Consider the following 9293-nt stretch of genomic DNA (forward strand, 5'->3'; position numbering starts at 1 on the left):
ATTCTTCATGAGTGGCGTGGTTTCAATGATCAGTTTATTAATGAACACAGGGTTTACTGCTCATGTTTTTAGCATATGGCCTGAATCTTGGTTAATATCCTGGATGGTTGCCTTCCCGGTCATTGTTTTTGTTCTGCCATTATCACGAAAAATAGCGTTATGTTTCGTCAGGGAGCACTGATGTTATCAGGGGGGATATATCATTCATATTCTGATAACTGATATATCGTGCAATAAAAAAGAGGGAATATATACCCCTCTCTTTGCCTGATAAGTCACCCTGCATTAAAGATTTGCTGGTTTACACTCTTTCATAGGTATCCGGATTCGGTCCCAGACGTTTTCCGATATCCAGGCTCGCGATTTCATTCAGTTCATCTCTGTCGAGACGGAAGTCAAATACGGCGAAGTTTTCTGCAATACGTGATGGCGTAACAGATTTAGGAATAACCACCAGGCCGCTATCCAGATGCCAGCGAATAACTATCTGCGCTGGAGTTTTGCCATATTTATCGGCTAAAGTGCGAATGATTTTTTGGTCAAATACCCCTTCACCGCCCTGAGCCAGAGGACTCCAGGACTCAGTCTGAATTTTATGAGTATGATTCCAGGCATGTAATGGGCGCTGCTGTAACAGAGGATGAAGCTCAATCTGGTTGATAACAGGAATGACCCCAGTTTCATCCAGAAGACGCTGAAGATGGCTTTCATGGAAGTTACACACCCCAATGCTTTTGATAAGTCCCTGTTTTTGCAGCTCGATTATTCCTTTCCAGGCATGAACATAATTATCTGCTTTCGGTACTGGCCAGTGGATCAGGTACAGATCCAGATAATCCAGCTGGAGTTTTTTCAGGCTTTCTTCCAACGCTTTTTCAGGATACAGATGTGCGTCGTTCCAAAGCTTAGTGGTGATAAACAGATCTTCACGTGGTACATCAGTCTGCTGTAAAGCGTGACCGACGCCTTCTTCATTCTGATAAATGGCTGCGGTATCGATAGAGCGATAACCAACTTCCAGTGCTGTTTCAATTGCGCTCTGAGCCTGCTCATTAGTGGCTTGCCAGACACCCAGTCCCAGCTGTGGTATCTGGTTCCCATCGTTCAGGGTAATTAAGGCCTGATGAGTCATAATATCTCCTTTAAAACGTAGAGTTCAGAAAGAGGCCGGCTATTAACCCGGCAAAAGAGGATGCTACGTCCTGACTACAAATGAGTGTAAACAGGAAAAACAGAGAAAAAAGAACTTAACACGCTGTATATTTGACAAGCGACAGAGCGTTAAGTTTAGTCAAATATCAGTACTCTGCCTGCCGTACTTCGAGTTGCCTGCATCCAGACAACTCGAATTCTTTTGGGCAGAACGGACTACAGAGGCTTAACGTTACCGTGCAGCTTCATAAATGCGACGGCTGACATCCAGAGTAATGTCCTGATGCTCACCCAGTTGAGTCAGACCTTTCTCCTCAAGTTTAGCCAGTAAACCTGGGATTGAGCTGCCGTCCAGACCATAAGCAGAGAAGCGGGTTCCGGTCCCCATTTGCTCAAAGAAGTGACGTGTTGCATTGATAGCAGCATCAATACGTTCTTCTTCGCTGCCTTCAGTGATATTCCATACTCGTTCACCGTACTGCAGCAGTTTGGCGCGTTTCTCATTACGTTTTTCATTAAGCAGGGCAGGTAACACGATGGCCAGGGTCTGAGCATGATCAAGACCATGCATCGCAGTTAACTCATGACCCAGCATATGGGTTGCCCAGTCCTGAGGAACGCCCGCACCAATCAGACCATTGAGCGCCATGGTTGCCGCCCACATCACGTTAGCACGAACATCATAGTTTTCTGGCTCAGCTAACGCTTTAGGGCCCTCCTCAACTAAGGTTAACAGTAAACCTTCGGCAAAGCGGTCCTGTACTTTTGCATTAACCGGATAGGTTAAATACTGTTCTACGGTATGAACGAAAGCATCAACCACCCCATTAGCGACCTGCACAGCAGGCAGGGTATAGGTATAAACCGGGTCGAGGATTGCAAATACTGGCTGTACAAAACCAGACATAAAGGCCTGTTTGTCGCCTGTTGCACGACGAGAGACGACCGCGCCAGAATTTGACTCAGAACCGGTTGCCGGGAGTGTCAGTACTGACCCCATAGGGATCGCGCTGGTCACATCATTTCCGCGCGTCAGTAAGATATTCCACGGATCTTTATCTTCAGGATAATGAGCGGCTGCGGCAATAAATTTGGTGCCATCCAGCACGGAACCACCACCAACAGCGAGTAAAAAGGTGATTTTTTCAGCGCGAACGAGCTCAACGGCTTTCATTAAGGTTTCATAAGCTGGGTTCGGTTCGATACCGCCAAACTCCAGGACATCAAGACCTTCCAGTGCCTGATAGACTTGAGCCAGAACGCCGGTTTTTTTTACGCTACCGCCACCATAAGTAATCAGCACACGTGCTTGTGCAGGAATTTGTGCACGTAAATCAGCGATGGCACCTTTGCCAAAAAGAATACGGGTAGGGGTATGAAGGTTGAAGTTATTCATAATAATTTTCCTGTTCTTCAAATGGACATTACGACACATTGCTATGGCAGTTATTTTGGTAGCTACCGGTCAATCTCTCAATGCTTAATCCTGCTTTTGTCTTGCCTATTTCTCTTGTGCTATGGAGAAAACAAAAAATCAAGAGCACAATGTTAAAGATGAAAGTGAGGAGGGGGAACATCGCTAATGAATCGTCAGACTGTCTGTCAGCAACTTACGAATAAAATTAAGATGCTGACTTTAAATGAAAAAAATGGATTACCTGTTCCGGGTATTCATCTGTTATATGGTACTATGCCTCGAGAACGCTCTCCTGTGATGTATGAGCCGGGTATAATATTTCTCTTTTCAGGACATAAAACAGGTTACCTGAATGGCCGGGTGTTTCACTATGATGCTAATGAATATTTGCTCCTGACTGTTCCGCTACCTTTCGAGTGCGAAACCAGGGCTACGTTTGAAGAGCCACTGGCAGGAATGCGTATTAACATCGACTTACTCCAGCTTCAAAACCTGGTCATGGATATTGGCGAAGACGATAACTTTTGTCCGCAGGCCTCGGCAGACGGTATTAATTCAGTCGAACTTTCCGAAGATATTCTTTGTGCTGCCGAGCGTTTGCTGGATGTGCTTGAACATCCACTGGACGCTAAAATTCTTGGTAAACAGATCATTCGTGAACTCCTGTATCAGGTATTAAGAGGACCACGAGGCGGAGCATTATTAGCTCTGGTTACCCGACAGACACATTTTAGCCAGATAAGCCGAGTTATCCGACGAATAGAAACACGCTACACGGAAAACCTCACCGTGGATCAACTGGCCGCTGACGCCAACATGAGTGTCTCAGCTTTTCATCACAATTTTAAGTCAGTCACCAGTACTTCACCTCTCCAGTACCTGAAAAGCTATCGTCTGCACAAAGCGCGTTTACTGATGTTACATGACGGTATGAAGGCGAGTGCTGCTGCGATTCATGTCGGTTATGAAAGCGCATCCCAGTTTAGTCGTGAATTTAAACGCTATTTTGGTGTGACACCGGGGGAAGAGTCGGCTCGTATCAGAGCCTGAGTACCGAATGGTGCAGAATCTGGTGTGGTTACCCGTTATCATTCGAGTGCAGACGACTTATGCAACTCGAATGATAACGGGTATACATCAAACCCTTGCGCATGATGGCTTACTTACTGGTGGAGAACTTTTTTCTTAACACCACGATGACAGTGCCGGTTAAACCGATAGCCAGTAATGCTATTGGGAGAATAACCAAGAAAGTCATCACTTGGTCTTCATGGCGTTTAACAAAGGGGATCATACTTAAGATATAGCCAAAACTGGTGATCAGTAATACCCAGAGTAAACCGCTCAACCAGTTGAAAAATTGGAAACGGCGGTTACTTAAACCCGAAAGGCCGGCAATAGTTGGCAGCAAGGTGCGCACGAAAGCAATAAATCGGCCTGCCAGCAAGGCGACCAGTCCATGGCGGTTAAACATATGATTGGCTTTATCATGATAGTGTTCAGGAAGTTGATGCAACCAGCCTTTCACCACTTTCGTATTACCCAGCCAGCGTCCTTGAAGATAGCTTAGCCAATAACCAAGGCTTGCGGCGATCGTCAGAATAACTAACGTTGGGACAAATCCCATTACCCCCTTAGCGATGAGTGCACCGGCAAGAACCAGTAAGCTATCGCCGGGTAAAAAGGCTGCCGGAAGCAAACCATTTTCAAGAAACAGGGTAACGAACATCACGAAATAAACAATGTTAATAACGTGAGGATCGGATAACGCAGCGAAATCATTATTCCACAGCGCCTGAGCAATCTCGTGTATTACAGCCATGAAGGATCCTGTTGAACCACTAATTCGTGAGATGCCGGATGGTGTACCTACCACTTCGACTTATCTCTTTAGACCCTATTGTAACTAAAAATACACCTAACATCTCAAATGGTGGTTCAACAATATGTATTTAAGGTCAAATAATTCACAGTTTGATACCCGTCATACTTCAAATTGCCTGGGTGTTGCCTGCGTCCAGCCCGCCGAATCACAGAGTTTATCTATGCTCATCGATGGGCCTCACTTCACGCCTGCAAGCAACTCGAATTATTTTGGGTATAGATGATTTTAAGAGATTCTCTGGAAGCCTGCCTCCAAATCGGCGATTAAATCATCAACACTTTCCAGTCCAATATGGACACGTACCAATGTACCGGTAAAATTGACGCCACTGACAGGACGAATGGCTGCCAGTTCTTCTGGCTGGCTGGCAAGGATCAGTGACTCAAAGCCACCCCAGGAATAAGCCATACTGAAGTAGTTAAAATTATCGAGGTAGTCAGCATATTCGGTGCTATTGAGACGTTTTTTGAGTATGAAAGAAAACAGTCCGCTGGAACCGGTAAAGTCACGCAGCCAGTAGGCATGGCCTTTGCTGTCAGCAATAGCCGGGTGATTCACTTGTTCAACTTGCGGATGCTGGGCAAGCCACTGGGCTATTTTCAGGCTACTCTCTTCGTGCTGACGCAGACGGACACCCAGAGTGCGTAAACCACGGCTGGTCACATAGGCGGTATCGGCATCAACCATTTGCCCCATTAAATAGGCATTTTCACGCAGTGTATCCCAGCAACGAGCATTGGAAACAGCGGTGCCTATCATCGCATCTGAGTGGCCGACTAAATATTTAGTGCCGGCCTGGATAGAAATATCAATATCAAAATCGAGCGCTTTAAACAGCACACCAGCGGCCCAGGAGTTATCAATCATGATAATCACCTCAGGGGCAACTCTGCGTACTGCTTTAACAATGGCGGGAATATCGCAAAACTCCATGGTAATTGAACCAGGAGACTCAAGAAAAACTATCCTGGTATTCGGTTTAATCAGGTCTGCTATGCCAGCACCTGCCATCGGATCAAACCAGGTGGTGGTGACGCCCAGCTTAGCCAGAATACCCCGGCTAAAATCCTGAGTCGGTTCATAAGCACTTTCGGTTACCAGAATATTGTCGCCTTGCTCAACAAACGCCAGAATAGTATTCGCAACAGCAGCAGCACCGCAGGGAAACAGCGCACAGCCGACACCACCTTCCAGCTCACACATGGCTTCTTGAAGAGAAAAATGTGTCAGCGTACCGCGACGCCCATAAAACAGTTCACCTTTAGCCCGATTTTTAGTGGCCAGTTTCTTGTCAGCAACGCTGTCGAAAACTAAAGATGACGCTCGCTGGATAACACTGTTAACCGCACCGTGAGTGAATTTTTTTCTGCGTCCGGCATGAACCAGCGTCGTTTCGATATGCTTTCCTGTCATCTTTTCTCGCCTTGTTTAACCATCTGGATGTCCAGATATAACGTATCATGATTTTGATGGGTTTCATCATGGCGTTTTTTCAGGTTGCCAGAATAGTGTCAATTATCAATGTATCTCCCCGAGATACTTCAAGTTATGGGAATAGCGTGGATATAAGATGTTAAGATTTAACCATGCTAAAAGTAAGGCTTATAACTGTTAGTATGCAAATAGTAATGAGAACCACTATCAATTCGGTGTTTTTTTGCTATTATTATCGCCAGTATTTGTATCTATTTTTGCTGGAGCGTAAGACGTGGTGACAAGTGATTTGATGCAAACGGATCTGTCCGTTTGGGGTATGTACAGCCATGCCGATATCGTCGTTAAGCTAGTGATGATTGGCCTTGTTCTGGCCTCTGTGGTGACTTGGTCTATTTTCTTTAGAAAAGTAACCATGCTGATTGCTTATAATCGACGCTTAAAGCGTGAACAACAGCAACTGGCTGAAGTACGCACTCTAAATGAAGCCAGCACCGTCGCAAAAGCATTTGGTGCAGGCAGTCTCACTGTTGGATTGATTCACGAAGCGCAAAATGAACGAGAGTTATCTGAGGGCAGCGAAGATAACGAAGGAATTAAAGAGCGTACGGGTTTCCGCCTTGAGCGTCGTGTCGCGAGTGTCGGACGCTATCTGGGACGCGGTAATGGTTTCCTTGCAACCATAGGTGCGATTTCTCCGTTTGTCGGTCTGTTCGGTACCGTCTGGGGTATCATGAATAGCTTTATCGGTATTGCACAATCGCAAACCACTAACCTTGCAGTCGTTGCGCCTGGTATCGCTGAAGCACTGCTGGCAACCGGTATTGGTCTGGTTGCTGCGATTCCTGCGGTAGTTATCTATAACGTTTTTTCTCGTATGATTGGTAGCTATAAAGCAGGGCTGGGTGATGTTGCTGCTCAGGTTCTTCTGCTCCAGAGTCGTGATCTTGACTTGGCTGCCAGCGCTGAGATTCGCTCAGTAAGAAGCGCTAAACAATTACGGGCAGGTTGATACGTTATGGCCATGCGAATGAATGAAAACCTCGATGACAACGGGGAAATGCATGAGATTAACGTCACACCATTCATCGATGTCATGCTGGTGTTGCTGATAATCTTTATGGTGGCCGCTCCGCTGGCAACGGTTGATGTTAAAGTCAATCTTCCAGCATCGACCAGCGAACCGCAGCCACGCCCTGAAAAACCGCTCTATCTGTCGGTAAAAGCCGATCGCGAGATGTTTATTGGTAACGATCAGGTGACAAAAGAGACCTTGGTTGATGCGCTCATTGCCGCAACCGAAGGTAAAAAAGATACCACCATCTTCTTCCGTGCAGATAAAACGGTAGATTATGAAACGCTGATGGAAGTGATGGATATACTGCATAAAGCAGGTTATCTGAAGATAGGCCTTGTGGGCCAGGAAACAACTGCTCCAGCTAAATAATCGCTTTCTCCTCTCTTTAGTCAGAGAGGAGAGCCTTTTCTCGCCGCATTAATTATACGCCTTTATTTCATTCTCTCCGCCTTGCTGGGCTTGTTACAGCGTAGACCCATGCCAACAGCCATCGGCCAGGCCCCGTGTGATTGAGAGTGTTTCCGCTTCTTCTGCTTTGAGACGCTGATAATGCTGTTCAAGTCGTTCATTAATACTAGGCTGAAGTTCCGGATATTGGGTGATGATTTCAGCCAGCACAGCACCATAGATTTCTTCTTTTACTCGCCATGGATGAAGATCCTGACGATTCAACCACTTTAAGTTTACCAGTGCTGAGGTAATATCGGTTGTTTCCTGAGTTTGCTTGGTGATATTGGCGTTTTTATTTTCAATCAAAGCAGTAATATTTTCACTTAATCTAAATTTTGAGTTTTTATTATCGTCAATGTTATCTGTTGAGGTGGTATTTTTAATTATGTTGCTCATTATCTTATCCTTCAAATGAGTAATATAACGGACCATTTATTTCCTGAGTGAGTTGATTCAGCCAGATAGTTTGTTGTTTATCAATGATAAAATCAGTTTTATCATTAAGTAATTCTTGTAGCTGTAACTGACTGATAACGCCATCATTAACTAACTCACTAATCATATTATGTAAGGTTTCTATTCTGATGGCGCACAATAAACGTGCCTTTATATGCAGGTCCGTTTCTTCAAGTAGTCTATTGCGAGGCTGTCCTGCGTAATGATTTCCACTTAAAATCTGTTTCTCTAGCGCTAATAACTTATCGTTAACAGCGTTGGCCGAAATAGATTTTTCCGTTTCGTCATGCGCTAAAGAAGCAAAAGGTTTGCTGATAAAGGTGTCGGGTAACATTGAATGTAGTCCTTTTCTTTCTGGAAAAAATTCACTATCGTTATGCTTGTGATATGATGCCCGAAATATTAAATAAAAAAAACAGGCTTTGATTATGAGCGCAACATTTGACGTGATGCTGGTTGTTTTAGTCTTGCTAACTATTGTATTGATTTTTCGCGGTCTGCGTAAAAACAATAAACAATTTGTTCAATATAATGTTCAACAGTCGGAAAGTAATAATGAAGACCATTTTAGTTGGTTAATAGCTAAAGTGACCCCTGTATTCTATTGGCGAGTTCATAATGAATATGATGATTTCATCCAGGCTACAATTAAAAAAATGACAGTTGATGAAATTATTTCACAACCTGAATTATTCAATGCCCAGCGTCGCTGCAGTGACTTAAACTCAGCAGTGTATCGATACTATGAAAATATTAAGAAGCGGTGTGCTGATGGTGAAAAAGTCGCTATTGCTGATATCGAAGTCATTAATCTTCGACAATGTTTTAATGAGTTAAGCTGTCATGCTTATCCTGAGTTAGTGGCATTAATCTGGCCCCAGTATCAACGCCCGGTAATTAGGCGGGAAAACATTACCAGTATGTCGAATGTATTACCGTCGGATGTGAGATAAAATCGCTGCCAGCAAGAGGGGGATTTGCTATGATGCAAAATATGAAATTCTGGCTATCAGCACTGAAATCTATTTTGACGGTGACGACCATAATATTTTCCAGGGTTTAAATAGCGCTGGGTTATCATTTAGCGCCAATATGGTACCGGAAGCCAACTTAACCACACCAGATGAACAATATTACGATAAAGCGGTTCCGGTGACGGCGATAAGTGAATGGGCATTAGCGAATTTTGCGAGCGTTGAGGAAGTTAAGCAGGCTGTAGAAAATGGCTACTTCTGGTCACCGGTGCTGAAACACTTCGGTGATTTGAAATCTCCTCTTCACTATGCTTTTTATGATAAAAAAGGGGCAGTATCGTCGTTGAAGCACTGGAGGGTAAGCTCCATGTTTATCAGGAAGCGCCGTAAAACCTCGTTCTTCTAGGGCGAGGATATAAGGCGTGCTTTTGACCTTCTATCCAACCC

12 protein-coding genes are annotated in these 9293 nt (G+C 44.7%); 6 read left to right on the top strand and 6 right to left on the bottom strand.

Annotated features, from left to right (window positions below; genetic code table 11):
• Window positions 1–7: 7 nt before the first annotated feature.
• Complete coding sequence (locus Q1A40_RS20845) at window positions 8–181, top strand: DUF2798 domain-containing protein (RefSeq protein WP_300004857.1); 174 nt, start codon at window positions 8–10, stop codon at window positions 179–181.
• A gap of 120 nt (window positions 182–301) precedes the next feature.
• Here the strand turns inward: Q1A40_RS20845 and dkgA are convergent, their stop codons facing one another.
• Window positions 302–1132 (bottom strand): 2,5-didehydrogluconate reductase DkgA, encoded by an 831-nt coding sequence (gene dkgA, locus Q1A40_RS20850; RefSeq protein ID WP_300004832.1) that lies wholly within the window; start codon window positions 1130–1132, stop codon window positions 302–304.
• Window positions 1133–1384: 252 nt separating this feature from the next.
• On the bottom strand, window positions 1385–2548 hold the full coding sequence (yqhD, locus tag Q1A40_RS20855) for an alcohol dehydrogenase (protein ID WP_300004834.1): 1164 nt from the start codon (window positions 2546–2548) through the stop codon (window positions 1385–1387).
• A gap of 186 nt (window positions 2549–2734) precedes the next feature.
• Between yqhD and Q1A40_RS20860 the strand changes: the two genes are divergently transcribed.
• Window positions 2735–3619: an AraC family transcriptional regulator gene (locus Q1A40_RS20860; RefSeq protein WP_300004839.1), complete on the top strand. Its 885-nt coding sequence runs from the start codon at window positions 2735–2737 to the stop codon at window positions 3617–3619.
• 109 nt (window positions 3620–3728) lie between these two features.
• On the opposite strand, the gene Q1A40_RS20865 is transcribed toward Q1A40_RS20860, so the two are convergent.
• Window positions 3729–4391, bottom strand: coding sequence for a DedA family protein (locus Q1A40_RS20865; protein WP_300004842.1), 663 nt, complete (start codon window positions 4389–4391; stop codon window positions 3729–3731).
• A 288-nt stretch (window positions 4392–4679) separates the two neighbouring features.
• Window positions 4680–5867: a cystathionine beta-lyase gene (metC, locus tag Q1A40_RS20870; RefSeq protein ID WP_300004844.1), complete on the bottom strand. Its 1188-nt coding sequence runs from the start codon at window positions 5865–5867 to the stop codon at window positions 4680–4682.
• A 298-nt stretch (window positions 5868–6165) separates the two neighbouring features.
• Between metC and exbB the strand changes: the two genes are divergently transcribed.
• Entirely contained in the window at window positions 6166–6900 is a 735-nt protein-coding gene (gene exbB / locus Q1A40_RS20875) for a tol-pal system-associated acyl-CoA thioesterase (protein ID WP_300004860.1), read from the top strand.
• A 6-nt stretch (window positions 6901–6906) separates the two neighbouring features.
• Window positions 6907–7335: a TonB system transport protein ExbD gene (gene exbD / locus Q1A40_RS20880; RefSeq protein ID WP_300004846.1), complete on the top strand. Its 429-nt coding sequence runs from the start codon at window positions 6907–6909 to the stop codon at window positions 7333–7335.
• A gap of 93 nt (window positions 7336–7428) precedes the next feature.
• Here exbD and Q1A40_RS20885 read toward each other — a convergent pair whose 3' ends face one another.
• On the bottom strand, window positions 7429–7848 hold the full coding sequence (locus Q1A40_RS20885; RefSeq protein WP_300004848.1) for a cytoplasmic protein: 420 nt from the start codon (window positions 7846–7848) through the stop codon (window positions 7429–7431).
• A complete protein-coding gene (locus tag Q1A40_RS20890; protein ID WP_300004850.1) occupies window positions 7817–8206 on the bottom strand; it encodes a hypothetical protein in 390 nt (129 codons plus the stop codon). The genes Q1A40_RS20885 and Q1A40_RS20890 overlap by 32 nt, the downstream gene beginning before the upstream one ends.
• A 94-nt stretch (window positions 8207–8300) precedes the next feature.
• Between Q1A40_RS20890 and Q1A40_RS20895 the strand changes: the two genes are divergently transcribed.
• Both Q1A40_RS20895 and Q1A40_RS20900 read left to right on the top strand, forming a co-directional pair.
• Window positions 8301–8825: an ESA_00282 family adhesion-associated protein gene (locus tag Q1A40_RS20895; RefSeq protein WP_300004852.1), complete on the top strand. Its 525-nt coding sequence runs from the start codon at window positions 8301–8303 to the stop codon at window positions 8823–8825.
• 139 nt (window positions 8826–8964) lie between these two features.
• On the top strand, window positions 8965–9252 hold the full coding sequence (locus Q1A40_RS20900) for a linear amide C-N hydrolase (protein WP_300004854.1): 288 nt from the start codon (window positions 8965–8967) through the stop codon (window positions 9250–9252).
• Window positions 9253–9293 lie beyond the last annotated feature (41 nt).

This window comes from uncultured Cedecea sp., assembly GCF_947498825.1.
GTDB lineage: Bacteria > Pseudomonadota > Gammaproteobacteria > Enterobacterales > Enterobacteriaceae > JGM124.

Coding starts and splice junctions, on each gene's coding strand:
- Q1A40_RS20845 (WP_300004857.1), top strand. CDS start 8: ATGAGTGGCGTGGTTTCAATGATCAGTTTATTAATGAACACAGGGTTT.
- dkgA (WP_300004832.1), bottom strand. CDS start 1,132: ATGACTCATCAGGCCTTAATTACCCTGAACGATGGGAACCAGATACCA.
- yqhD (WP_300004834.1), bottom strand. CDS start 2,548: ATGAATAACTTCAACCTTCATACCCCTACCCGTATTCTTTTTGGCAAA.
- Q1A40_RS20860 (WP_300004839.1), top strand. CDS start 2,735: ATGAATCGTCAGACTGTCTGTCAGCAACTTACGAATAAAATTAAGATG.
- Q1A40_RS20865 (WP_300004842.1), bottom strand. CDS start 4,391: ATGGCTGTAATACACGAGATTGCTCAGGCGCTGTGGAATAATGATTTC.
- metC (WP_300004844.1), bottom strand. CDS start 5,867: ATGACAGGAAAGCATATCGAAACGACGCTGGTTCATGCCGGACGCAGA.
- exbD (WP_300004846.1), top strand. CDS start 6,907: ATGGCCATGCGAATGAATGAAAACCTCGATGACAACGGGGAAATGCAT.
- Q1A40_RS20885 (WP_300004848.1), bottom strand. CDS start 7,848: ATGGTCCGTTATATTACTCATTTGAAGGATAAGATAATGAGCAACATA.
- Q1A40_RS20890 (WP_300004850.1), bottom strand. CDS start 8,206: ATGTTACCCGACACCTTTATCAGCAAACCTTTTGCTTCTTTAGCGCAT.
- Q1A40_RS20895 (WP_300004852.1), top strand. CDS start 8,301: ATGAGCGCAACATTTGACGTGATGCTGGTTGTTTTAGTCTTGCTAACT.
- Q1A40_RS20900 (WP_300004854.1), top strand. CDS start 8,965: ATGGTACCGGAAGCCAACTTAACCACACCAGATGAACAATATTACGAT.